This is a genomic window from Saccharopolyspora flava (assembly GCF_900116135.1).
In the GTDB taxonomy this organism is placed as follows: Bacteria; Actinomycetota; Actinomycetes; order Mycobacteriales; family Pseudonocardiaceae; genus Saccharopolyspora; species Saccharopolyspora flava.
The window spans coordinates 385,898-409,270 of sequence record NZ_FOZX01000002.1; the positions used below are offsets into that span (position 1 = coordinate 385,898).

Consider the following 23,373-nt stretch of genomic DNA (forward strand, 5'->3'; position numbering starts at 1 on the left):
CGATCGCGGATTAACGTTGTCGGCGCCATGACGACAGAAGGCACGGTCACAGCGTTCCGCCGAGCGGAGGAACTGCTCGCGCAACGACGCCCGCTGGAAGCCCTGACAGTCCTCGAACCCGTTGTCGACGTCGCCTCCGAGCAGCCCAGCGTGCAGCTGCTGCTGGGACGGGCCTACTTCTTCTCGGCGCAGCTGCGCCGGGCCGAGCGCGCGTTCCTGCGCGTCCTGGAGTTCGACCCCTCGGACCACTACGCGCGGCTGGTCCTGGGCCGCACCCTGCAGCGCCAGGGCCGCCTCACCGAGGCCCGCGCCCAGATCCGCCTCGCCGCCACCATGTACCCGGACCCGGCCTACCAGGAAGCCCTGGGCGAGATCAACGCCCACATCGCCGTCCACTCCTCCTGACCCGACCCGCTCCCCCGGGGTGACCCGAATACCGGAGTAATCCGCCGTAATCCGTGTCCCACCCGGAGTACCGCCGTAATCAGGGGACGGAAAACCGCCGTAATCGGGGGACGGATTACTGCCGTAATCCGGTCACCCGGTGCGGAGCCGGGGGGTGAGGAGGGGGTCAGGGGCGCTGGTTGCCCGCTGCTGCGTAGGACTCGGCTAGGCCGAAGACCTTTTGGGCGTATTCGACGGAGTTGTTGTAGGACATGACGCCCTGCCACCAGCCGGAGCCGGTGGACATGTCGCGGCCGTTGGCGCACAGGTAGCGGGCCGCCGAGACGGCCGCGTCGTCGAGGTTCTGCGGGTCGCCGCGGCCGTCGCCGCTGCCGTCGGTGGCCCACTTGCGCCAGGTCGAGGGGATGAACTGCATCGGCCCCACGGCGCGGTCGTGCTCGACGTCGCCGTCGAGCACTCCCCCGTCGCTGTCCGGGATGAGCCGGACGTCGGGGCCGCCGTCGAGCTTGATGCCGATGATCGGCGTCGACGGGCGGGCGTCCTCGCGCAGCTGCCGGTTGGCGAAGCGGCCGTGGTTGGACTCGATGCGGCCGATGCCGGCCAGCGTGGTCCAGGAGATCCGGCAGCTCGGCTGGTGCTGGCGCAGCGCCAGGTCGGCGTTGACGTAGGAGACGACGGCGCGGGCCGGGATGTCGACCACGGCCGAGATCTGGTTCGCCCACTCGCGCACCGGGTCGACGCCGGGCTGCGGCTGCGGCTGGGGCTCGACCTGCGGGGCCTGCACCGGGGGCGCGACCGAGCCGGGCTCGACCGGCGCGGGCTCGGGGTCCTCGGGGCGCGGCGGCGCGGCGACCGGCGCTTTCTCGGGCGTGCCGAGGAGCTGGACCAGGGCGACGCCGACGACCATCGCGGCCAGCAGCGAGACGACCAGCGCGAGGCGACCGAGGGCCGCGAGCACCGTTGGCGAGATCCTGATCACCAGCACAGGCTACTTGCAGGTAGCCCTCGGGTTCCAGCACTTCAGGGCACCGAACACCCTCCGGATTCAGCCCTCCGCCGGGAGTGACCGGCTGGTCCGCCCGTAGTGGTCGGCGTAGTCCAGGACCTCCTGGCCGTAGCTGCGGGACTGGTTGTAGTCCAGCAGCGCCGACCAGAACCGGTCGCCGTCGCGCATGTCGTGCCCGACCGCGCACAGGTAGCGCCCGGCGGTCAGCGCCGCGTCGTCGATGTCCTGCGGGTCGGCGACACCGTCGCCGTCGGCGTCGGCGGCGTACTTGTTCCAGGTGGAGGGGATGAACTGGAGCGGCCCGACCGCCCTGTCCCACACCGGGTCGCCGTCGAGGACGCCGCCGTCGGTGTCGTGGATCTGCTTGACCCCGGCGCTGCCGTCGAGCGGCAGCCCGATGATCCGCGGCGTCGGCCTGCCGGTGTCGTCGAGCCGGGCGCCGCCGTGCCTGCCGTGGCTGGACTCCACCGCGCCGATGCCCGCCAGCACCGTCCAGCTCAGCCCGCACTCGGCCGTCTCGGCCCCCAGCGCGACCTGCGCGTACCCGTAGGCCTGCAGCGCGGCGCGCGGGATGTTGAGCTCATCGGACATCCGCTCCGACCACTCGGTGAGCTGCGCCTGCGGCCGGTTCGGCGTCCGGGCGCCCGCGGCGAGCACCTCCACCGGCGGCGGGTCGACGCCCGGGTCCGGCGGCGCGGAGGCCGACGGGATCTCGAACGGCATCGAGGGCTGGGGCGAGCAGGCGGCCAGCGCTAACAGCAGCGGGACGGCGACCAGCCTGCGGTCAGGCATCGGATCCGCTCAGCAGCTCGCTCCAGTCGGCGGCGGTGAGGTCGGTGCGGCCGGTCTCGCGGGCGCGGCGCTCGGCGGCCCGGATGCGCGTGGCGAACTCCAGGGCGACCGAGCGCAGCGCGTCCTCGGGGTCGATGCCGTCGAGCTTGCCCCGCGCGGCCAGCGCGAACAGCGCCGAACCGGTGTCGTCGCCGGAAGGCATGGCCTCCAGCGGGATTCCGGCGCGCGCGGCGCGCTGGGTGAGCTTGGCGGCCAGCGCCACGGCGGGCTGGCCCAGCGCGACACCGTCCACGATGGACTCGCGCTGCTTCTCCCGCTGCTTGAGCTCCTCCCAGCGCGCGTGCTGGGTCTCGGTGTCGACCACGGCGGTGTCGTCGGCGAAGACGTGCGGGTGCCTGCTGACGAGCTTGCTCACCAGCCCGGCCGCGACGGCGTCGATGCCGAACGGGTCGTCGGGGTCCTCGGCGGCGACCCGCGCGTGGAACAGCACCTGCAGCAGGACGTCGCCGAGCTCTTCGCGCAGCGCTTCCCGGTCCTTCTCGGCGATGGCGTCGAGCAGCTCGTAGGCCTCCTCGACGAGGTACTGGCGCAGCGAGTCGTGGTCCTGCTCGGCGTCCCACGGGCAGCCGCCGGGCGAGCGCAGCCGGTCCATCACGGTGACCGCGTCCAGCAGCTCGACGCCGTCCGGCGCGGGCGCCCCGACGACGAGAGCACCGGCGGCGCGCAGGGTTTCGGCGGCCGGACCGATCTCCCCGGTGACGAGCACGACCGGCGCGTCAGCGGCGCGCGCGACCACGTCCTCGGGCGCTTCGGGCACCTGCAGCGCGGCCTTGGTCGCGGCCGACAGCCCCGCGTCGGCGTAGACCTCCGCGGCCTTGCGGACCAGCGGCAGCGCGGCTGCGGGCAGCGCTTCGTCGAGTCGATCGTCGACCAGGACGATCGCGGTCCCTTCGGCCACCCGGAGCTCGCTCATACCGCGATTGTCCCAAGCCCGCTTCACCGAGGCGCATTGACGTGCACCACACCCAACCCCCACGAACCCTCCCCACCCCGGCGGTCCCCGAGATCCCGAAGTTTTCATGAAAACCTCCCCACCCCAGTGGTCCCGAAGATCGGGAGGTTTTCATGAAAACTTCCCCGTCCCTGTGGTCCTGGGGATGACGCAGTTTTCATGAAAACTTCGGGGCCCCTGGGGCGTGGGGTGGGGGAAGTTCATGAGAACTTCGCCGGGGTCAGGAGGACTTGTCCTCGGGTTCGAGGCGGAAGCCGGTGGTCTCGCCCTCGTTGGGGGCGGCCTGCAGACCGATCTGGTCCCAGACGCCGTAGCGGGGGCTGAGCTGGACGCCGACGCGGTCGGCGGTCGCGCCCAGCAGGAAGCTGCCCACGCCCTGCAGCGTCTGGTCGTCGACGGAGCTCGTCGGGTTCGGCGACGGCTTCGCCTCGCGCTGGCGGATGAGCGCGACCAGCCACTGGCCCGAGTTCGGCTCCGGCTCGAACGCCAGCACCGTGCCCGGCTCGGCGCCGAACAGCGGGGTCGAGGCGGCGAGCTTCGGGCTGTCCACCGCCCGCAGGTGCTGCCCCGCCGCCGCGGGGACACCGGCGCGGGCATCGGCGGCGATCAGGTCGCGGACCGCGGCGTCGCCCCGGGCCATCTGGTGCGCCTTGCGCTCGGCCTCCGCGCGGGTCGTGGCCTGGGTGAAGTCGAAGGTGACGGCCAGGCCGTCGAAGTAGCGGCGCCCCAGCTCGGTCACCAGCGCCTCGCTGCGCGCCATGTCGTGCAGGTTCTCCGGCGTGAAGATCTTGCCCCGGGTGGCCTGCGGGCCGCCCCACTGGTTGATCATGTCGGTGACCTGCTGCTCGGACACCGTCAGCCCGTCCTGCCGCGCGGCCTGCGCGACGAGCTCCTTGCGCACCAGCTGCCCGGCCAGCGTCCGGCCCAGCTCGTCGTACTGGCCCTGCTGCCGCAGCTGGGGCTTGAGCTCCGGTTCCTTGGCCAGCACCTCGGAGAACCAGGACTGCACCTCGGACACCGGGATGCGCTGGTCACCGACGATCGCGGCGGCACCCGCGTGACCGGGCCCCGACCCGCAACCCGACAGCAGCACACCGGCAACGGCGAGAGACGCGAACAAGCGGCCACGGCGCAGCGAGATCGTCACGCGGGCACCCTCTCACGTCATCACCCTGAGATGAAGACTCAACACAGAACGAAGTCAACATCTCGCCACCACGACCGATCCCAGGCTCGGAAAGCTCGGTCGCTTGCCCGACGTCAGGCGGGCACCGGGTTGCTGGTGAGGGTCTCCAGGAACGTCGCGCACCACTCCAGCAGCGCCTCGTCGCGCAGCTGCGGGGCGCCCATCCGGCCCCCGGCCGCGCCCTCGGTGGGGCGGGGCAGCGAGATCGTGCGCAGCGCGGGCTTGTACACCGCCTTCGGGTACAGCCGCTTGAGCCGGACCTGCTTGGAGTCCGGCAGCTCCAGCGGCGAGAAGCGCAGCGACGAGCCCTGCAGCGTCACCTCGCGGACCCCGTGCTCGCGGCAGATCTGCCGGAACCGGGCCACCTTGAGCAGCCGTTCCACCGGCTCCGGCAGCGGGCCGTAGCGGTCGGTGAGCTCGGCCCGCACCGCCTCCAGGTCGTCGGTGCCGGCCGCGGCGGCCAGCTTCCGGTAGGCCTCCAGGCGCAGCCGCTCGCCGGGCACGTAGTCGTGCGGGATGTGCGCGTCGATCGGCAGGTCGACCCGCACGTCGGTGAGCTCCTCCTCGCCCTCGGCGGGCTCGGCCCCGGCGTGCTTGCGGAAGGCGTCCACGGCCTCCCCCACCAGCCGCACGTACAGGTCGAAGCCGACGCCGGCGATGTGCCCGGACTGCTCGGCGCCCAGGATGTTGCCCGCGCCCCGGATCTCCAGGTCCTTCATCGCCACCGCCATACCGGCGCCCAGCTCGGAGTTCTGCGCGATGGTGGCCAGCCGGTCGTGCGCGGTGTCGGTCAGCGGCTTCTCCGGCGGGTACAGGAAGTACGCGTAGCCGCGCTCCCGCGCCCGGCCGACGCGCCCGCGCAGCTGGTGCAGCTGGGCGAGGCCGAGCATGTCGGAGCGGTCCACGATCAGCGTGTTGGCGTTGGAGATGTCCAGGCCGGTCTCGATGATCGTGGTGCACACCAGCACGTCGTGCTCGCGCTCCCAGAAGCCCTGGATGATCTTCTCCAGCCGCTCCTCGTTCATCTGCCCGTGCGCGGTGACGATCCGCGCCTCCGGGACGAGCTCGCGCAGCTGGCGGGCGGTCTTCTCGATGTCGTTGACCCGGTTGTGCACGAAGAACACCTGCCCGTCGCGCAGCAGCTCGCGGCGGATCGCCGCGCCCACCTGCTTCGGGTCGTAGGCGCCGACGTAGGTCAGCACCGGGTGCCGCTCCTCGGGCGGGGTGAGGATCGTCGACATCTCGCGGATGCCGGCCATGCTCATCTCCAGCGTCCGCGGGATCGGCGTGGCCGACATGGTCAGCACGTCGACGTGCGTGCGCAGCGCCTTGATGTGCTCCTTGTGCTCGACGCCGAAGCGCTGCTCCTCGTCGACGATCACCAGCCCGAGGTCCTTGTAGCGGACGCCGGTCTGCAGCAACCGGTGCGTGCCGATGACGATGTCGACCTCGCCGTCGGCCAGGCCCTTGATCGTCTGGTCGGACTCGGCCGGGTCGGTGAACCGGGACAGGCCCTTGATGGTCACCGGGAACGAGCGCATCCGGTCGGCGAAGGTCGTCAGGTGCTGCTGGGCGAGCAGCGTCGTGGGCACCAGCACCGCGACCTGCTTGCCGTCCTGCACCGCCTTGAACGCGGCGCGCACCGCGATCTCGGTCTTGCCGTAGCCGACGTCGCCGCAGATCACCCGGTCCATCGGCACCGAGCGCTGCATGTCGCCCTTGACCTCGTCGATCGCGGCGAGCTGGTCGCCGGTCTCGGTGTAGGGGAAGGCGTCCTCCAGCTCGCGCTGCCACGGGGTGTCGACGCCGAACGCGTGCCCGGGCGAGGACTGGCGGGCGGCGTAGAGCTGCACCAGCTCGGCGGCGATCTCCTTGACCGCCTTGCGCGCCTTGGCCTTGGTGTTCTTCCAGTCCGAGCCGCCGAGCTTGTTCAGCGTCGGCGTCTCACCGCCCACGTAGCGGGTGACCTCGTCGAGCTGGTCGGTGGGCACGAACAGCCGGTCGCCGGGCTGCCCGCGCTTGCTGGAGGCGTACTCCAGCACCAGGTACTCGCGGGTCGCGCCGCCGACGGTGCGCTGCACCATCTCGACGTACTTGCCGATGCCGTGCTGGTCGTGCACCACGAAGTCGCCGGTCTTGAGCGCCAGCGGGTCCACGGCGTTGCGGCGGCGCGACGGCATCCGCCGCATGTCCTTGGTGGAGGTGCCGCCGCGACCGCCGGTCAGGTCGGCCTCGGTGAGCACCACCAGCGCGATCTCCGGAGCGGCGAAGCCGTCCTCCAGGCCGCCGCGCACCACGGTGACCACACCGGCGGCGGGCTCGTCGGCGAGCCCGTCCTCGACCAGCGCGGCGGGCAGCTCGGCCTCGCGGAGCTGCTGCGCGGCGCGCTGCGCGGTCCCGGCACCGGCCACCACCAGCACGGCCGCGCCGCCCGAGGCGGTGTGCGCGCGCAGGTCGGCGTAGGCGCGCTCGATCTCGCCGCGGTAGGCGTCGGGCTGCTTGAAGGTGAGCCGGACGACCTCGTCGTCCTCGCCTTCCTCGCTGGTCAGCTGGGTCAGCGGCCACCAGGGCAGGCCGAGCGAGCGGGTGTGCTCGGCGACCTCGGCGAGGCCCCGGTAGGCGGAGGCGCCCAGGTCGATCGGGGCCTTGCCGCCGTCGGCGGCGACCATCCAGGACGCTTCCAGGAACTCCTGCCCGGTGCGCACCAGGTCGGCGGCGCGGGCGTGGATCTTCTCCGGGTCGGCCGGGATCACGTGCGTCCCGGCCGGGACGAGGTCGCTGAGCAGCTGCATCTCGCCCTCGCACAGCGCCGGGATGAGGGCCTCCATGCCCTCCACCGGGGCGCCACCCGCGATCTTGCCGAGCATCTCGGCGAGGTTGGCGTCGGCCTGGTGCTGCTCGGCGAGCTTGCCCGCGCGCTCGGCGACCTGCTCGGTGATGAGCAGCTCGCGGCAGGCGGGCGCGATCAGGTCGGTGTCGGACGCGTCGGGCAGGGAGCGCTGGTCGGCGACGGAGAACGGGCGGATCTCGGTGACCTCGTCGCCCCAGAACTCCACCCGCAGCGGGTGCTCCTCGGTGGGCGGGAAGACGTCGACGATGCCGCCGCGCACGGCGAACTCACCGCGCTTCTCGACCATGTCGACGCGGTCGTAGGCGAGCCCGGCCAGGCGTTCGACGGTCTCCTGGAAGTCGACCTCGACGCCCACCGACAGCCGCACCGGCGCGAGTTCGCCGAGGCCGGGGGCGATCGGCTGGATGAGGCTGCGGACGGTGGTGACCAGCACCCGGATCTGCCCGCACGGGTGCTCCTCGGGGTGGGCGAGCCTGCGCAGCACCGACAGCCTGCGGCCGACGGTGTCGGCGCGCGGCGACAGGCGCTCGTGCGGCAGCGTCTCCCAGGACGGGAAGACCTCCACGCCGTCGGGTCCGAGCAGGTCGGCGATCGCGGCGGCGGACTCCTCGGCTTCCCGGCCGGTGGCGGTGACCAGCAGCACCGGGCGGTCGGCCCCGGCGGCCAGCGCGGCGGCGGTCAGCGGGCGCGCCGCGGCCGGGCCCTCCACGACCAGGCGCGGGCTGTCCGCGGCGTCGACGAGGCGACGCAGGGCGGGATCGCGCAGCACGTTGTCGAGCAGTCCGCGCAGGGGACCGGCCTTGCTCATGGAGCTACCTCGCAGCGGAGAAGAGCGAATGCGGACACACCTCGGCCCGGACGCGAGCGCGAGGTGGCGGCCACTCAAGCGGTGGGAACCCCAGACTACGACTCCGGGGTGACACGAACAGCCCGCCCCAGGTCACCGGGTCATCGGCTTGGGCTTGTGCTCCAGCCCGGACAGCCCGTTCCAGGCGAGGTTGACCAGGTGAGCGGCCACCTCCTCCTTCTTGGGCTTGCGCGCCTCCAGCCACCACTGGCCGGTCAGCGCGACCATGCCCACCAGCGCCTGGCTGTAGAGCGGGGCGAGCTTGGCGTCGTAGCCGCGGGCGCTGAACTGGAGCCCGAGGATGTGCTCGACCTGGCTGGCGATGTCGTTGAGCAGGCTGGAGAAGGTGCCGCTGCTGCTGGCCACCGGCGAGTCGCGGACCAGCACGCGGAAGCCGTCGGTGTTCTCGTCGATGTAGTCGACCAGAGCGTGCGCGGCCTGCTCCAGCAGCACCCGCGGGTGCCCGGCGTCGAGCGCCGAGACGATCAGGTCCAGCAGGTCGCGCATCTCGCGGTCGACCACGACCGCGTAGACGCCCTCCTTGCCGCCGAAGTGCTCGTAGACCACCGGCTTGGAGACCCCGGCGCGGTGCGCGATCTCCTCGATGGAGGTCCCGTCGAACCCCTTCTCCGCGAACAGCGCGCGCGCCACGTCCAGCAGCTGCTGCCGTCGTTCCTTGCCCGTCATCCGGGCACGAGGCCGCGCTGGAGCCCGCGTGGGCGCCGCCGCTTCGGGCGCGTTCCGCCCACGTCTCCGTCCTGCCACTCGACCCACCCTAAGCGAGGGACCCGCACTCGCGGTGCAGGCCCGAGACACAGCGGTGCCCGCGCGGTGATCACCGCGCGGGCACCGGCAGCCTGAGCGGTCAGCCCTTGTAGTCGGTGACCGCGATGCGCGCGAGGCGCTTCTCGTTGGGCCAGCGGACCTTCCACGCCCAGCCGACCTTCTCGAAGAACCAGATCACCCGTGCCGAGATGTCCAGCTGGCCGCGCAGCACGCCGTGCCGCGCGCAGGTCGGGTCGGCGTGGTGCGAGTTGTGCCAGGACTCGCCGAACGACAGGATCGCCAGCGGCCAGAAGTTGGCCGCCTTGTCGCGGCTCTTGAACGGGCGCTCGCCGATCATGTGGCAGATCGAGTTCACCGACCAGGTCACGTGGTGCAGCAGCGAGGCGCGCACCAGACCGGCCCAGAAGAACGCGGTGAGACCGCCCCAGACGGACCAGGTGATCAGGCCGCCGAGGACGCCCGGCAGCACCAGGCTCAGCGCCGTCCACAGCGGGAACAGCTTGTCGACGCGCACCAGCTCGGCGTCCTTCTTCAGGTCCGGCGCGAAGCGGTCCTGGTTGGTCAGGTCGCGCTCGAACAGCCAGCCCATGTGCGCGTACCAGAAGCCCTTGGCCAGGGCGACCGGCGAGGAGCCGAAGCGCCACGGCGAGTGCGGGTCGCCGTCGCGGTCGGAGTAGGCGTGGTGCCTGCGGTGGTCGGCGACCCAGGTGATCACCGGCCCCTGCACCGCCATCATCCCGGCGATCGCGAGAGCGATCTTGACGCCGCGGTTGGCCTTGAAGGAGCCGTGCGTGAAGTAGCGGTGGAAACCGACCGTCACGCCCAGCCCGGAGACGACGTAGAAAACAGCGGCCAAGCCGATGTCGACCCAGCCCAGCCCCCAGCCCCACGCGGCGGGGACCGCCAGCAGGAGCGCCGCGAACGGGACCAGGACGAACAGGTACACCGACAGGTGCCCGATCAGCGGGCGCTGCCCGGCGGTCAACGGCTTGGGTCCGGACTCACGGCTGGCTTGAGTTGGGGTCACCGACTCGGTAGCTGCGGTCATGCTCAATACCTCGAATGGCTTGAGGAGGTGGGAAAACTTCGGTTCCACGCCCGACGATCACGGCCTCCGCAACACCTCCACCCTACGGGACCGTAACCTACGCTAGCGTAAGTTGTTCGATGCGAAATCGTCACCCCCCGGAGGAAAAAAAGTGGCGTGTCGCTGCATTCCGGGCGTGTCTCGGGTTCTGCGTTCACCCGATCGTCCGCATCCCGCGGTGCAACCGGACGCAGTCGATCTCCGTCCCCACGGTGTGCGCGCTCAGAACCAGCCGTGCGGGCTTCCGAGCCTGAGTCCCCGGCTGCCCAAGACACCCCGTCCGCAACGGCGGCAACCCCTCGCGCCGCCCTGCCGCCCGGCACCCCGGCCGCGGCCCGACCGCAAGCCCGATCGCGACACCGATTCCGCCGACCACGTGATGATCTCGACAGGGCGACACCGGTCGTTGTCACGGACCGGTAAGCTCACGCTGCGGCGCCGGCGCGCAACGCCCGGTTCCGGGGGCCCGACGCGCCCGATCCGCCGTGGTGTAAAGGCAGCACCTCGGATTTTGGTTCCGATGGTCCAGGTTCGAATCCTGGCGGCGGAGCGAGCAGCCCTCCCGGGCCCGACGCGGTGCGCGGCGACGCGCACCGCCCGGGCAGCCCGGGAGACAAGGTGAACAGGGGGTGTGCGCCGCTGCGCGACGACACTGCCGCATTGCGCGACGATCCCGTGACCACGCTGGGCGAGGTGTCCGACGCGTGGTTGGTCGGTCGTGCCCGCGAACTCAACGCCGTCGGCCAGCACGGCGACCCGGCCGGCCAGTCCAACACGCTCCGCGAAGCCGACAACCTGCTCCTCGAGGCCCAGCGCCGGGGCGAACCGCGCATCGTCGCCCAGCTGCTGCGGCACTGCGCCGCCATGCGCCTCAACACCGCCGAACTGGTCGACAGCGCCGACGAACTGCTCGACGAGCTGCTCACCCACACCAAGCGGCACGGCCTCGAAGTGCTGCAGGCCGACGCGCACGCGCTGCGCGGCCGCCGGGCGCTGCTCGTTGGCGCCGAGGACACCGCGCTCACCGAGGTCGCGCACGGCCTGGCGATGCTCGACGAGGAGCTGGCGCCCGACCGCACCCTCGGCCGCCGGTCCTGGGAGCGGCTGCTGGCGACCTCGCTGATCGACATCGGCCTGGTGCTCACCCAGCTCGGCGTCTACGAGATGGCCGACGAGGTGATGGCCCGCGCTCACCAGCGCATCCGCGAGAGCGGCGGCCCGCACGAGATCGCCGTGCACATGATCAACCGCTGCCGGATGCAGCTGGGCTGGGGACTGCGGCTGGAGCGGGTCGGGCTCGCCGACGAGGCGGCCAGCCAGTTCTCCACCGCCTCCGCGCTGGCCGTCGCGGTCGAGGGCCCGTGGCGGGAGTCGCTGTTCCCGCGCGTGTCCAACCGGACCGCCGCCGAGCAGATGCCGGTGCTGGGCGCCGCGCACGCGCTGGCCTCCCCCTCCGCCGACCACATCACGCGGCTGGAGGAGATGCGCCACCTCGACCGCTCGATGCACCCGCGGGAGCAGATCATCATGGCGATCGCGCTGTCCCGCTGCCTGGTGCGCGGCGATCACCGCGACGACGCCGTGCGGGTGCTGTCGGAGACGCTGACCAGCCTCAGCCACGACTCCTCCGAGCCGACCCTGCGGATCTCGCTGGCGCGGGAGTTCGCGCTGCTCACCGAGCTCGCGCCGGACCGGCCGCGGGACGCGCTGCGCGACTACGCCCTGGAGCTGGAGACCGAGCTGTGGGCGATGCGCGAGACGCGGGTGTCCACTTTGGCCACTCGCCTGGAGAACTCGCGGCTGAGCCACAAGCACGACGCGATCACCCGGCAGGCCCGCGAGGACCCGCTGACCGGCTTGTCCAACCGGCGCGCCCTCGACGACCGGCTGGAAACCCTGCTCAGCACGCCCGACGTGCAGCCGCTGGCGGTCGCGCTGGTCGACCTGGACGGCTTCAAGGGCGTCAACGACCGCTGCTCGCACGCCGAGGGCGACGACGTGCTGCGCACCGTGGCGAGCAACCTGCGCGACACGCTGCGCACCGACGACTTCGTCGCCCGCTACGGCGGTGACGAGTTCGTGGTGCTGCTGCCCGGCGCCACGCTCTCGGCGGCCGAGCAGGCGCTCAACCGCACCGTCGAGGCCGTCGACGGGCTGGCCCCGGAGCTCTCCCGCGGCGTGACGCTGTCGATCGGCGTGGTCGCGATGCGCCCGCAGGAGTCGGCCGCTCAGGTGCTGGCGCGCGCGGACGCCGCGATGTACCAGTCGAAGCGCAACGGCGGGAACCGCGTCACAGCACTCTCCGGAGTCAACGACCCCGCCGAACCTCCCCCGGTCGAGCAGCCCTCCGAGATCGATCAAGCCGTCTGGATCCCGCCGGACGCGCGCTGAACACCCCTGTCAACACATCGGGGCAAGATCACATCGGCCCAGCTAGAGGCCCGTTTCGTCCGCATCGGAACGTCCGAACGGCGGTACCATCGGCGCTGCTGCCGGAAGGGCAGGGGCGCCGGAGGTGCGGGGCGACCGGTCCGGTTACCCTTCACCCGCTTGGACGCAACAGGCACGTCGGCCGGCGCCGGGACTCCGGACTCGGCAGGCCGCATCTAGAGATCAAGGGAGAGCGCTGATGCTCCAGGGCGACACCGCCCAGCCCTCCTCTCAGCGCGCTGCTGCGCATCCGGATCCGGTCAGCACCGTGGTGCTGGCGGCCGGAGAGGGCACCAGGATGCGATCGGCGACACCGAAGGTGCTGCACCGGCTGGCCGGGCGCCCCCTCGTCGAGCACGCCGTTCGCGCCGCCGCAGGAGTCGATCCGGATCAGCTGGTCGTCGTGCTCGGGCACGGCCGCGACGCCGTCGCCGAGCACCTGAGCTCGGTCGCCGGCGCGCTGGGCCGGCCGGTCACCACCGCCGTCCAGGAGGAGCAGCTGGGCACCGGGCACGCCGTGTCCTGCGGCCTGTCCGAGCTGCCCGACGGGCTCACCGGAACGGTGCTGGTCAGCTACGGCGACGTGCCGCTGCTCGACGCCGACACGCTGCGCGCGATGCTCGACGAGCACGCGGGCACCGGCAACGCCGTCACGGTGCTCACCGCGGTCGTCGACGACCCGACCGGCTACGGGCGGATCACCCGCGACGCCGACGGCCAGGTCACCGGCATCGTCGAGCAGAAGGACGCCACGCCCGAGCAGGCCGAGATCACCGAGATCAACTCCGGGGTCTACGCCTTCGACGCCGAGGTCCTCACCGGCGCGCTCAAGCGGCTGTCCACCGACAACGCCCAGGGCGAGCTCTACCTCACCGACGTGCTGTCCATCGCGCGTGGCGACGGGCTGCGCGTCGGCACTCTGATCTGCGCCGACCCGTGGCTGGTCGAGGGCGTCAACGACCGGGTGCAGCTGTCCCGGCTCGGCGCCGAGCTCAACCGCCGCCTGGTCACCGGCTGGATGCGCGAGGGCGTCACCGTCGTCGACCCGGCCACGGTGTGGCTGGACTGCGACGTGACGCTGGCCCGCGACGTGACGCTGGAGCCGGGCGTGCAGCTGCGCGCCGGCACCACCGTCGGCGAGGGCGCGACCGTCGGCCCGGACACCACGCTGGCAGGCTGCACGATCCACCCCGGCGCCTCGGTGGTGCGCACCCACGGCGAGGGCGCGGAGATCGGCCCGAACGCGAGCGTCGGCCCGTTCTCCTACCTGCGGCCGGGCACCTCGCTGGGCACCAAGGGCAAGATCGGCACCTTCGTCGAGACCAAGAACGCCAGCATCGGCGACGGCACCAAGGTGCCGCACCTGAGCTACGTGGGCGACGCGACGATCGGCGAGCAGTCCAACATCGGCGCCGCCACCGTGTTCGTCAACTACGACGGTGTGAACAAGCATCACACCAAGATCGGATCCCACTCTCGCACCGGAGCCGACAACATGTTCGTCGCACCGGTCGAGATCGGCGACGGCGCCTACACCGCCGCCGGTTCGGTGATCACCCAAGATGTCCCCCCGGGCGCGATGGCGGTCGCCCGCGGGAGGCAACGCAACATCGATGGCTGGGTGGCCAGGCGCCGCCCGGGCACCGCCGCCGACCAGGCCGCCCAGCGGGCTATGGGCGATGAACCGACCGATGACGCAGAGACGTCGAACGGGGAGGGACGATGACCGTGAGTGCCATGTCTGCGACCCCGAAGAAGAGCCTCAAGCTCTTCTCCGGCCGCAGCCACCCGGAACTTGCCGAGGAGGTGGCCAAGCAGCTCGACGTGACGGTCACGCCCCAGGCCGCGTACCAGTTCGCCAACGGCGAGATCTTCGTGCGCTACGACGAGTCCGTTCGTGGCTGCGACGCCTTCGTGATCCAGTCGCACTGCACGCCGCTGAACGACGCGATCATGGAACAGCTGATCATGGTGGACGCGCTCAAGCGCGCCAGCGCCAAGCGCATCACCGTGGTCATCCCGTTCTACGGCTACGCGCGGCAGGACAAGAAGCACAAGGGCCGCGAGCCGATCTCGGCGCGGCTGATGGCGGACCTGTTCAAGACCGCGGGCGCCGACCGGATCATGGTCGTGGACCTGCACACCGACCAGATCCAGGGCTTCTTCGACGGTCCGGTGGACCACCTGATGGCGCAGAAGCTGCTCGCCAGCTACATCAGCGAGACCTACACCGACCAGAACATCACCGTGGTCTCCCCCGACTCCGGTCGTGTTCGCGTCGCCGAGAAGTGGGCCGACGACCTGGGTGGCACGCCGCTGGCGTTCATCCACAAGACCCGCGACCCCAGCAAGCCCAACCAGGTGGTCGCCAACCGCGTCGTCGGTGACGTCGAGGGCCGGCTGTGCGTGCTGGTCGACGACATGATCGACACCGGCGGCACCATCACCAAGGCCACCGAGCAGCTGCTCGAGGCCGGTGCCAGCGACGTCATCATCGCCTCCACCCACGCCGTCCTGTCGGGCCCGGCCGTGGAGCGGCTGTCGTCCTGCGGCGCCAAGGAGGTCGTGCTGACCAACACGCTCCCCATCCCGGAGGAGCGCCGGTTCGAGAACCTGACGGTCCTGTCGATCGCCCCGCTCGTCGCCGAGGCGATCCACCAGGTCTTCGAGGACGGCTCGGTCACCAGCCTCTTCGACGGCCGCGCCTGACGGTCCACCCACGCGAGAGGCCCCGGTCCATCTGGACCGGGGCCTCTCGTCGTCTCGAGGTGGGGGAAGTTTTCATGAAAACTTCCGTGATCCCGAGTCGGGACGGTTTTCATGAAAACTTCCCCACCACGGGAGTCCGCAGGGACCCTCCGTCCCCACGGGGAGGGAGGTTTTCATGAAAACTTCCGTGATCGTGGGTGGGGGAGGTTTTCATGAAAACTGTCCCCCCGCCGGGGTCAGAGGGTGGTGATGACCTCGTCGTAGTCGAGGCGGGGGAGCCGGTCCATCCAGGGGTTCTCGCCGGGCTTGCCGATGTTGGCGACCATGAGCGTCCGGTGGGTGCCCTCGGGGAAGAACTCGGCGTCGATGCCGGCGGCGTCGAGACCCGTCATCGGGCCGACGGCCAGGCCGGCGGCGCGGACGCCGAGGAAGAAGTAGCCCGCCTGCAGCGTCGCGTTCAGCTTCGCGTTCTGCTCCCGGAAACCGGGGTCGGCGAAGATGTCCTTGGCCTCGGGCTTGTGCGGGAAGACCTTCGGCAGGTTCTCGTGGAACTCGGTGTCCGCGGCCAGGATCGCCACCAGCGGAGCCTGCTCGGTCTTGGCCCGGTTGCCCTCCATCAGGTGCGGCAGCAGGCGCTGTTTGGCCTCGGCGGAACGCACCAGCACGACCCGCAGCGGCTGCTGGTTCATCGAGGTCGGAGCCCACTTGACCAGGTCGTAGATGGCCTGGACCTGCTCGTCGGTGACGGGCTCGTCGCTGAAGGTGTTGGCGGTGCGGGCCTCGCGGAACAGCAGGTCCTGGGCCTGCTGGTCGAGCACGAGCTCGGACTGGGTCGCGGTCATCGGATCACTCCTGGGACGGGGGACGAGGTCTGTCCACCCCACCGCAACATCCGTGACCGTTCAACGATTTCCGCGCTCGCCCGCGTGTAATCCGAGTCACCGATCGGGTGGGGATCCACCCGTGCGAAAACGGCTATGCAGGCACCGTTTAGACTGTTCGGGTTGCCTCGGCGAGGTCGGGACGTCCGCCCGGCGTGATCGGCGCGGTGGCACGGTGATGGTCGGTCAGGGTTCTCCTCCGGCGCACTGATGTCGCGCACTCCCTGGTGCCGCTTTTCCACCGGCGCCCGTCGATCCCTCCAGAAGCGCGCCCCACCGCCGCAGGCCAGCGAACAACTCACGTTCCGCCCGACGTCATCAAGGAGAGCACCACCGTGTCCGAGGTACGCATCGCAGTCGAGCAGCGCAACGAGTTCGGCAAGGGAGCGGCCCGCCGCACCCGCCGCGCCGGCAAGATCCCCGCGGTCCTCTACGGCCACGGCTCCGACCCGAAGCACCTGTCCCTGCCCAGCGTCGAGTTCGCCCGCGCGGTCCGCGAGAACGGCCACAACGCGGTGCTGACGCTGGAGGTCCAGGGTTCGGGCGACGAGCTCGCGCTGACCAAGACCATCACCGCCCACCCGATCAAGGGCTACATCGAGCACGTCGACCTGCTGCTGGTCAAGCGCGGCGAGAAGGTCACCGTCAACGTCCCGGTCGTGGTGACCGGTGACGCCGCCTCGGGCACCCTGGTCAGCCAGGAGCTCACCGAGGTCGAGGTCGAGGCCGAGGCCCTGCACATCCCGGAGCAGATCGAGCTGTCGATCGAGGGCGCCGAGATCGGCACCCAGCTGCACGCCTCCGACCTGCAGCTGCCGAAGGGCACCACCCTGGTGTCCGACCCGGAGACCATGATCGTCAACATCACCGAGGCCGCCGCCTCCATGGAGGAGGAGTCCGCCGAGGGCGAGGGCGAGGCCGCGGAGTCCGCCGAGGAAGCGTCCTCCGAAGAGGCCTGAGCCTGACGACGTCGGGCGCACCCGCGCCGCCCCCAGCCGGGGCGGCGCGGGGCGTGCCTCCGCTTGAGGGAGACTTACTTCCGTGACCACTGCGGACGCGGTTTCTGTGATCGTCGGGCTGGGCAACCCCGGTCCGCGCTACGAAGGCAACCGGCACAACATCGGCTTCCTCGTCGCCGACGAGCTCGCCGCCCGCATCGGCGGCAAGTTCAAGTCGCACAAGTCCGGTGCCGACGCCGTCGAGGGACGCCTGTCCGGGTCCCGGTCGGTGCTGGTCAAGCCGCGTTCGTTCATGAATCTCTCCGGCGGCCCGGTCGCCGGGGCGGTGAAGTTCTTCAAGACCCCGCCCGAGTCGCTGATCGTCATCCACGACGAGCTGGACCTGCCGTTCGGCACGATCCGGATCAAGAAGGGCGGCGGGGAGAACGGCCACAACGGCCTCCGCTCGATCTCGAAGTCCCTGGGCACCCGCGACTACCTGCGGGTCCGCTTCGGCGTCGGCCGCCCGCCGGGCCGGATGGATCCGGCCGACTACGTGCTCAAGGACTTCTCGACGGTCGAGCACAAGGAGCTCGCCTACTTCATCGATCTCTGCGCGGACGCGACCGAAGCCCTGGTCACCAAGGGTCTCGAAGCCGCCCAGAACGAGTTCCACTGACGTCCCGTCGCTGACCTCCTGTCGGGAGCCCTCCCGGGCACCGGACAGTTTTAGCCATAATTACCCATGATCAATGCCCGAAATGTCGGGACAATTATGGCTAAAACTGTCCGCTAGTGACCCGGCACCAGCTCCGCAGTGGCCGCGCGGCGGAGCTTCCCCGAAGGGGTCTTCGGCAACGTCCCGGGCGGGAGGACGACGACCTCCGCCGGGCGCACGCCGACAACGTCGACGACGCGGGAGACGACCTCCTTGCGCAGCGCCTTCTCCGCCTCCTCCGAGCCCGCCCGCTTCGACTCCAGGACGATCGCGAAGCGCTCGCGCCTGCTCCCCGCCTCCAGCCGGACCGCCGCGGCGTTGCCGGCCCGCACGTCCGGGACCTCGCAGGCCGCGCGCTCGATGTCGACCGGGTAGATGTTGCGGCCACCCATGATGATCACGTCCTTGCGACGCCCGCAGATCACCACCTGACCGTCCGCCAGGTACCCCTCGTCGCCGGTGTCCAGCCAGCCCTCGGCGTCCTGCACCTCCCGCGGCCCGTCCACCGTGAGGTAGCCGGGGGTGACGGCCTCGCCGCGGATCCGCAGCCGCCCGACCTGCCGGTCGCCCAGCACCCGCCCGTCGTCGTCGACGACGTCGACCTCCAAGCCGGGCAGCGGACGCCCCAGCAGCGCGAACCGACGCGCCCGCGGCGTGCCGGGATCGACCGGCTCGGCCACGTGCCGCTTCTCCAGGGACTCCGCGTCGACCGAGTCCGTCTCCACGCCCCGCCGCAGCGGCGCGAACGACACCGCCAGCGTCGCCTCGGCCATGCCGAACGCGCACACCATGCAGTCCGGTGCGAGCCCGAACCGCGCGCCCGCGTCGGTGAACTCCTGCGCGGCGGCCGGGTCGATCGGCTCCGCGCCGTTGAGCGTGAACCGCAGGCTCGACAGGTCGAACTCCTCGTCGGTGCGCGCCATCCGGCGCCCCACCACCGCGTAGGCGAAGTTCGGCGCGGCGGTGACCGTGGCGCGGTACTTGCTGATCAGCTTCGGCCACAGCAGCGGTCCGGCCAAGAAGTCCGACGGCGTCACCTTGACCGTGGACATCCCGATCGCCATCGGCACGGTCAGGCAGCCGACCATCCCCATGTCGTGGAACAGCGGCAGCCACGACACCGCCACGTCCCGCTCCGGGTCGAGCTCGGCGGCGGTGACCATCGCGCGCAGGTTCGCGTGCAGGTTGCGGTGGGTGATCCGCACGGCCTTCGGGTCGGCGGTGGAGCCGCTGGTCAGCTGCAGCAGCGCGGTCGCGTCCTCGTCGACCTCGACGGGCGCGGGCAGCGGAGCGGTGTCGGCGTCGGCGAGCCCCGCGAGGTTCCGGTAGGCGATGCCGTTGTCCTCCAGGACCCCGCCGAGCTGCTCGAACGGCGGGCCGAGCAGCACCAGCCGCGCGCCGATCATCGACAGCACCTTGAGCGTGTCCTCGGCCCAGTGGCCGAGGTCGGTGCGCGGGGTCGGCTGGTGCAGCATCGTCACGCTGCCGCCGCCGAGCCACACCGCCTGCACGGCGGGCCCGATCAGGCCGGGATCGGCGGCGAGGATCGCGACGGCCGTGCCGGGCCGGAGCTGATCGCCCAGTCCGCCGGCCATCCGCAGCGCTTCGTCGTGCACCTGCGCCCACGTGCGGAACCGGGGCTCCTCGGGTTCTCCGGTGGTGAGGCCGCGAGCTCCCTCCCCGGAGTTCCGCCGGGCCGACGCCACCAAGGTCTCCACGAACCGACTCATGTGACGCAGCTTACGCAGTGGGGCCTGTCGGGGCTCCTTTTCCGTAGCGGTGCGGGTAGCGGACCGCTACCCGAGCTGGTCGGCGAGCTCCATCCAGCGGGTTTCCAGGTCGTCCTTCTCCTGGTGCAGCGACTGGAGCTCGGAGTTGAGCGCGGCCAGCCGCTCCGGTTCGGTGGCGGCCTCGGCGAGCTTCTCGTGCAGGTCGGACTCGCGCTTGGCGAGCTTGTCGAGCTGCCGCTCGAACCGGGCGAGCTCCTTGCGCGCCGCGTGCTCCTCCGCGCCCGACAGGCCGCTGCGCGACGCCGGGGCGGCGTCACCGGCCTGCTTGCCGACGCTGCTCTCGGCCGCCAGCAGCGAGTGCCGCTTCCGCAGGTACTCGTCGATGCCGCCGGGCAGGTGGGTGAGCTTGCCGTCGCCGAACAGCGCGAACACGCTGTCGCAGACCCGCTCGACCAGGTACCGGTCGTGCGAGACCACGATCATCGTGCCCGGCCAGGTGTCGAGCAGGTCCTCCAGCTGCTGCAGGGTGTCGATGTCCAGGTCATTCGTCGGCTCGTCGAGGATCAGCACGTTCGGCTCGGCCATGAGCAGCCGCGCCAGCTGCAACCGGCGCCGCTCGCCGCCGGAGAGGTCCCCGACCGGCGTCCACTGCCTGCCCTTGCCGAACCCGAACCGCTCCCCCAGCTGCGAGGCGGACAGCTCGTACTTGCCGAGGGTGACGGTCTTGGCGACGTTCTCGATCGCCTCCAGCACCCGCCACTCGCCGGGCAGGTCGTGCAGCTCCTGGGTCAGGTGCGCCATCCGCACCGTCTTGCCCTCGGTGCGCTTGCCCGCGTCCGGCTCGCGCTCCCCGGCCAGCAGCTTGAGCAGGGTGGTCTTGCCGGAGCCGTTGACGCCGACCAGACCGATCCGGTCGCCCGGGCCGATCCGCCAGGTCACGTTCTCCAGCAGCGCCCGGTCGCCGATGCGCAGGTCGACGTCCTCCAGCTCCAGCACCGTCTTGCCCAGCCGGCGCTTGGCGAAGGCCAGCAGCTCGACGGTGTCGCGCGGCTCCGGGACGTCGGAGATCAGCGCCTCGGCCGCCTCCACCCGGTAGCGCGGCTTGGAGGTGCGGGCCTTGGCGCCGCGCTGCAGCCAGGCGAGCTCCTTGCGGGCCAGGTTCTGCCTGCGCTCCTCGGTGGCCTGGGCGATGCGGGCGCGCTCGGCGCGGGCGAAGATCCAGTCCGCGTAGCCGCCCTCGTACTGCTCGACCTTGCCGTCCACGACCTCCCAGGTGCGGTTGCAGACGGTGTCGAGGAACCAGCGGTCGTGCGTGACGATCACCAGGGCGCACTTGCGCTCCAGCAGGTGATCGGCCAGCCAGCGCACGCCCTCGACGTCGAGGTGGTTGGTGGGCTCGTCGAGCACCAGCAGGTCCAGGTCGCGCACCAGCGCGGCGGCCAGCGCGACCCGGCGGCGCTCGCCACCGGAGAAGTCCCCGACCGGGGTGTCCAGGCCGAGGCGGGTCATGCCCAGCCCGCTCAGGACCGACCGGACGCGCGCGTCGGCGGCCCACTCGTGCTCGGCGGTGAAGCCGTGCGGGTCGAGCACGGCGTTGCGGACGGTGGCACCCTCGGGCAGCTCGGTGCGCTGGGTGACCACGGCCATCCGCAGGTCGCGGGACTGCGAGACGCGGCCGTCGTCGGGTTCGGCGAGCCCCGCGAGGACCTCCAGCAGCGTCGTCTTGCCGCCGCCGTTGAGGCCGACGACGCCGATCCGCTCGCCGTCCGACACGCCCAGCGAGACGCCGTCGAGCAACGGGCGCACGCCGTAGGACTTGCTGACCGTTTCCAGGTTGACCAGGTTGACCATCGAGTTTTCGACTACTCCGTCACGCGTGGACTTGGGGCGGGGTGGGGCGGTTGGCGGGTTCCTCGGAGAGGACCTTCGCCCCCGGCACAGGACCGTGCGCGACCCGGACGGTGCGGCACACGCCGGCACCGGAGAGCTCCGCGGCCACCCGCACCGCCTCCTCGGCGTCGGTGCACAGGAAGGCGCAGGTCGGGCCGGAGCCGGAGACGATCCCGGCCAGCGCGCCCGCCTGCACGCCCGCGCGCAGCGTGCGGCGCAGGTTCGGGCGCAGCGAGACCGCCGCGGCCTGCAGGTCGTTGCCCAGCAGCAGCGCGAGCTGCCGGGGATCGCCGGAGGCCAGCGCCTCCAGCAGCGGCTCCACCTCGCCGATCCGGCCGTTGCCGTTGTCGGCGCGGAGCCGGTCGAGCTCGCCGTAGACGCCGGGAGTGCTCAAGCCCTCCTTGTCGAGGGCGATGACCCAGTGGAAGGTGTGGCGGGCCAGCACGGGCACGAGGCTCTCGCCGCGCCCGGTTCCCAGCGCGGTGCCGCCCTGCAGCGAGAACGGGACGTCGCTGCCGAGCTGGGCGGCGAGCTCGCTGAGCTCGTCGCGGCCGAGCTCCAGCCGCCACAGCTGGTTGACGGCCTGCAGCGCGGCGGCCGCGTCGGCGCTGCCCCCGGCCATGCCGCCGGCGACCGGGATGCCCTTGTTGATCGAGATGCGCAGGCCCGGGTCCTCCGGGTCGCGGCCGCTGTGCTCGGCCAGCAGCCGGACGGCCTTCCACGCGAGGTTCTCGGGGCCGGTGGGCACGGAGTCCGCCCCCTCGCCCTGGACCTCGAGGACCGGCTCGTCGGACGCCAGCACCGTGAGGTCGTCGGTCAGCGACAAGGCCTGGAAGACGGTGACCAGCTCGTGGTAGCCGTCCGGACGCGCGTCACCCACCGAGAGGTGGAGGTTCACCTTCGCCGGGACGCGGACGGTGATCGGTGTAGGAACCACGGAGAGCACACCAAGAGCCTACGTGCCCGGAGAACCCCACCGCCCACTTCCCTGCGCACACCGCCCCCGAACCCCGGCTCACCCACGATCAACCCGACGGTCTCCCCCGATTACCGCCGTAATCCGGCCCCCGATTCCGGCGGTAATCCGGCACCCGATTACCGCCGTATTCCGGTACCCGATTACGGCGGTATTCCGGTGGCGGATTACGGCGGTAATCGGGTCTTCCCCGGGTGGAGGAACGGAATACGGCCGTAATCGGGGGTCCGATTACGGCCGTATTCGGGTCACCCCGCGGGTCGCTCCGCGGGTCGCTCCGCGGGTCAGGAGGCGGGGACGACGGCGACGCCGCCCCACTTCTGGTTGATGAAGTCCTTGACCTGCTGGCTGCGGAGGAGCTCTGCGAGCTTGAGGATCCGCGGGTCCTTGGCCAGGGCCGGGGTGGTGACCAGGCCGTTGGCGTAGGGGTTGCCCTGCGCGTTCTCCACCAGCAGCGGGTTCGTCAGCTTCGCCTTGATCGCGTAGTTGCCGTTGACCACCGCGGCGGCGGCGTCGTCGACCGAGCGCGGCAGCTGGTCCGGGGAGAGGTCCTTGAGCTGCAGGTGCTTCGGGTTCTCGGCGATCGCGGCGTCCAGCCGGGTGCCGACGCCGGCGTCGGGCTTGAGCTTGATCAGCCCGCCCTGCTCCAGCAGCTTCAGGCCGCGGAACTGGTTGGCCGGGTCGTTGGACAGCGTCACCGCGGCCCCGTCGGGCAGCTCGGCCGGCGACTTGACCTGCTTGGAGTACATCGCCAGCGGCTCCAGGTGCACCGGCGTGACCCAGGCGAAGTCGCCGCCGCGCTGCTTGCGGTACTCGTCCAGGTAGGGCTGGTGCTGGAAGTAGTTGGCGTCGAGCTCGCCGTGGGCGACGGCCTCGTTGGGCCGGTTGTAGTCGTCGAACTTCTCGATCTCGAGGTCGATCCCGGCCTGCTCGGCCAGGTTGTCGTCGACGTACTGCAGGATCTCGCCGTGCGGGGTCGGGCTGACGCCGATCCGCAGCGGGGCGTTGGGGTCTTCGGCGGCGGAACCACCACCGCAGGCGGCCAGCAGCACTCCGGCGGAGGCGAGGAGTGCGGCGAAGCGCACACGCATGTCGTGCGTCCTTTCGGTACGAGCCTGGTTTTTCAGGC

Annotated in this window: 18 protein-coding genes and 1 tRNA gene; 7 read left to right on the plus strand and 12 right to left on the minus strand. The window is 71.4% G+C overall.

Annotated elements, in window-relative coordinates; all coding sequences use genetic code 11:
- Positions 1-27 precede the first annotated feature (27 nt).
- Positions 28-405, plus strand: a complete 378-nt coding sequence (locus BM424_RS08670; RefSeq protein ID WP_093415192.1) for a tetratricopeptide repeat protein — start codon at positions 28-30, stop codon at positions 403-405.
- A 166-nt stretch (positions 406-571) separates the two neighbouring features.
- On the opposite strand, the gene BM424_RS08675 is transcribed toward BM424_RS08670, so the two are convergent.
- The 7 genes from BM424_RS08675 to BM424_RS08705 all read right to left on the minus strand — a co-directional run bounded on the left by BM424_RS08675 (position 572) and on the right by BM424_RS08705 (position 9,933).
- On the minus strand, positions 572-1,312 hold the full coding sequence (locus BM424_RS08675; RefSeq protein WP_093415723.1) for a lytic transglycosylase domain-containing protein: 741 nt from the start codon (positions 1,310-1,312) through the stop codon (positions 572-574).
- Between the two features lie 138 nt (positions 1,313-1,450).
- A complete protein-coding gene (locus BM424_RS08680; RefSeq protein WP_093415193.1) occupies positions 1,451-2,203 on the minus strand; it encodes a lytic transglycosylase domain-containing protein in 753 nt (250 codons plus the stop codon).
- Positions 2,196-3,176 carry a nucleoside triphosphate pyrophosphohydrolase gene (locus tag BM424_RS08685; protein ID WP_093415195.1) on the minus strand — a complete coding sequence of 327 codons (981 nt, stop codon included), beginning with the start codon at positions 3,174-3,176 and terminating at the stop codon, positions 2,196-2,198. The genes BM424_RS08680 and BM424_RS08685 overlap by 8 nt, the downstream gene beginning before the upstream one ends.
- A gap of 259 nt (positions 3,177-3,435) precedes the next feature.
- Positions 3,436-4,362, minus strand: coding sequence for a SurA N-terminal domain-containing protein (locus tag BM424_RS08690; RefSeq protein WP_245775717.1), 927 nt, complete (start codon positions 4,360-4,362; stop codon positions 3,436-3,438).
- Between the two features lie 113 nt (positions 4,363-4,475).
- Complete coding sequence (gene mfd, locus BM424_RS08695; RefSeq protein WP_093415196.1) at positions 4,476-8,060, minus strand: transcription-repair coupling factor; 3,585 nt, start codon at positions 8,058-8,060, stop codon at positions 4,476-4,478.
- Positions 8,061-8,192: 132 nt separating this feature from the next.
- Positions 8,193-8,786 (minus strand): TetR/AcrR family transcriptional regulator, encoded by a 594-nt coding sequence (locus BM424_RS08700; protein ID WP_093415198.1) that lies wholly within the window; start codon positions 8,784-8,786, stop codon positions 8,193-8,195.
- A gap of 178 nt (positions 8,787-8,964) precedes the next feature.
- Entirely contained in the window at positions 8,965-9,933 is a 969-nt protein-coding gene (locus tag BM424_RS08705; protein ID WP_093415199.1) for an acyl-CoA desaturase, read from the minus strand.
- A 518-nt stretch (positions 9,934-10,451) separates the two neighbouring features.
- Here BM424_RS08705 and BM424_RS08715 point away from each other — a divergent pair.
- The 4 genes from BM424_RS08715 (at position 10,452) to BM424_RS08730 (ending at position 15,111) form a co-directional block, all read left to right on the plus strand.
- Positions 10,452-10,522 (plus strand) — tRNA-Gln (locus BM424_RS08715).
- A gap of 110 nt (positions 10,523-10,632) precedes the next feature.
- Positions 10,633-12,363, plus strand: a complete 1,731-nt coding sequence (locus BM424_RS08720) for a GGDEF domain-containing protein (RefSeq protein WP_093415202.1) — start codon at positions 10,633-10,635, stop codon at positions 12,361-12,363.
- A gap of 238 nt (positions 12,364-12,601) precedes the next feature.
- Entirely contained in the window at positions 12,602-14,128 is a 1,527-nt protein-coding gene (gene glmU, locus BM424_RS08725; RefSeq protein ID WP_093415204.1) for a bifunctional UDP-N-acetylglucosamine diphosphorylase/glucosamine-1-phosphate N-acetyltransferase GlmU, read from the plus strand.
- An 11-nt stretch (positions 14,129-14,139) separates the two neighbouring features.
- Positions 14,140-15,111, plus strand: a complete 972-nt coding sequence (locus BM424_RS08730) for a ribose-phosphate diphosphokinase (RefSeq protein WP_217649654.1) — start codon at positions 14,140-14,142, stop codon at positions 15,109-15,111.
- 236 nt (positions 15,112-15,347) lie between these two features.
- Here the strand turns inward: BM424_RS08730 and BM424_RS08735 are convergent, their stop codons facing one another.
- A complete protein-coding gene (locus BM424_RS08735) occupies positions 15,348-15,953 on the minus strand; it encodes a malonic semialdehyde reductase (RefSeq protein ID WP_093415207.1) in 606 nt (201 codons plus the stop codon).
- 374 nt (positions 15,954-16,327) lie between these two features.
- Between BM424_RS08735 and BM424_RS08740 the strand changes: the two genes are divergently transcribed.
- Positions 16,328-16,951: a 50S ribosomal protein L25/general stress protein Ctc gene (locus BM424_RS08740; protein ID WP_093415209.1), complete on the plus strand. Its 624-nt coding sequence runs from the start codon at positions 16,328-16,330 to the stop codon at positions 16,949-16,951.
- Between the two features lie 82 nt (positions 16,952-17,033).
- Positions 17,034-17,609 carry an aminoacyl-tRNA hydrolase gene (gene pth, locus BM424_RS08745; protein ID WP_093415210.1) on the plus strand — a complete coding sequence of 192 codons (576 nt, stop codon included), beginning with the start codon at positions 17,034-17,036 and terminating at the stop codon, positions 17,607-17,609.
- Between the two features lie 113 nt (positions 17,610-17,722).
- On the opposite strand, the gene BM424_RS08750 is transcribed toward pth, so the two are convergent.
- The 4 genes from BM424_RS08750 to BM424_RS08765 all read right to left on the minus strand — a co-directional run bounded on the left by BM424_RS08750 (position 17,723) and on the right by BM424_RS08765 (position 23,335).
- Positions 17,723-19,378 carry a fatty acyl-AMP ligase gene (locus BM424_RS08750; protein WP_093415212.1) on the minus strand — a complete coding sequence of 552 codons (1,656 nt, stop codon included), beginning with the start codon at positions 19,376-19,378 and terminating at the stop codon, positions 17,723-17,725.
- Positions 19,379-19,444: 66 nt separating this feature from the next.
- Entirely contained in the window at positions 19,445-21,229 is a 1,785-nt protein-coding gene (locus BM424_RS08755) for an ABC-F family ATP-binding cassette domain-containing protein (RefSeq protein ID WP_093415213.1), read from the minus strand.
- A 19-nt stretch (positions 21,230-21,248) separates the two neighbouring features.
- Entirely contained in the window at positions 21,249-22,205 is a 957-nt protein-coding gene (locus tag BM424_RS08760; RefSeq protein ID WP_175548022.1) for a 4-(cytidine 5'-diphospho)-2-C-methyl-D-erythritol kinase, read from the minus strand.
- Between the two features lie 323 nt (positions 22,206-22,528).
- Positions 22,529-23,335 carry a MetQ/NlpA family ABC transporter substrate-binding protein gene (locus BM424_RS08765; RefSeq protein WP_093415216.1) on the minus strand — a complete coding sequence of 269 codons (807 nt, stop codon included), beginning with the start codon at positions 23,333-23,335 and terminating at the stop codon, positions 22,529-22,531.
- Between the last annotated feature and the right edge of the window lie 38 nt (positions 23,336-23,373).

Coding starts and splice junctions, on each gene's coding strand:
- BM424_RS08755 (WP_093415213.1), bottom strand. CDS start 21,229: ATGGTCAACCTGGTCAACCTGGAAACGGTCAGCAAGTCCTACGGCGTG.
- BM424_RS08680 (WP_093415193.1), bottom strand. CDS start 2,203: ATGCCTGACCGCAGGCTGGTCGCCGTCCCGCTGCTGTTAGCGCTGGCC.
- BM424_RS08730 (WP_217649654.1), top strand. CDS start 14,140: ATGTCTGCGACCCCGAAGAAGAGCCTCAAGCTCTTCTCCGGCCGCAGC.
- mfd (WP_093415196.1), bottom strand. CDS start 8,060: ATGAGCAAGGCCGGTCCCCTGCGCGGACTGCTCGACAACGTGCTGCGC.
- BM424_RS08685 (WP_093415195.1), bottom strand. CDS start 3,176: ATGAGCGAGCTCCGGGTGGCCGAAGGGACCGCGATCGTCCTGGTCGAC.
- BM424_RS08765 (WP_093415216.1), bottom strand. CDS start 23,335: ATGCGTGTGCGCTTCGCCGCACTCCTCGCCTCCGCCGGAGTGCTGCTG.
- BM424_RS08670 (WP_093415192.1), top strand. CDS start 28: ATGACGACAGAAGGCACGGTCACAGCGTTCCGCCGAGCGGAGGAACTG.
- glmU (WP_093415204.1), top strand. CDS start 12,602: ATGCTCCAGGGCGACACCGCCCAGCCCTCCTCTCAGCGCGCTGCTGCG.
- BM424_RS08750 (WP_093415212.1), bottom strand. CDS start 19,378: ATGAGTCGGTTCGTGGAGACCTTGGTGGCGTCGGCCCGGCGGAACTCC.
- BM424_RS08700 (WP_093415198.1), bottom strand. CDS start 8,786: ATGACGGGCAAGGAACGACGGCAGCAGCTGCTGGACGTGGCGCGCGCG.
- BM424_RS08675 (WP_093415723.1), bottom strand. CDS start 1,312: ATGGTCGTCGGCGTCGCCCTGGTCCAGCTCCTCGGCACGCCCGAGAAA.
- BM424_RS08705 (WP_093415199.1), bottom strand. CDS start 9,933: ATGACCGCAGCTACCGAGTCGGTGACCCCAACTCAAGCCAGCCGTGAG.
- BM424_RS08735 (WP_093415207.1), bottom strand. CDS start 15,953: ATGACCGCGACCCAGTCCGAGCTCGTGCTCGACCAGCAGGCCCAGGAC.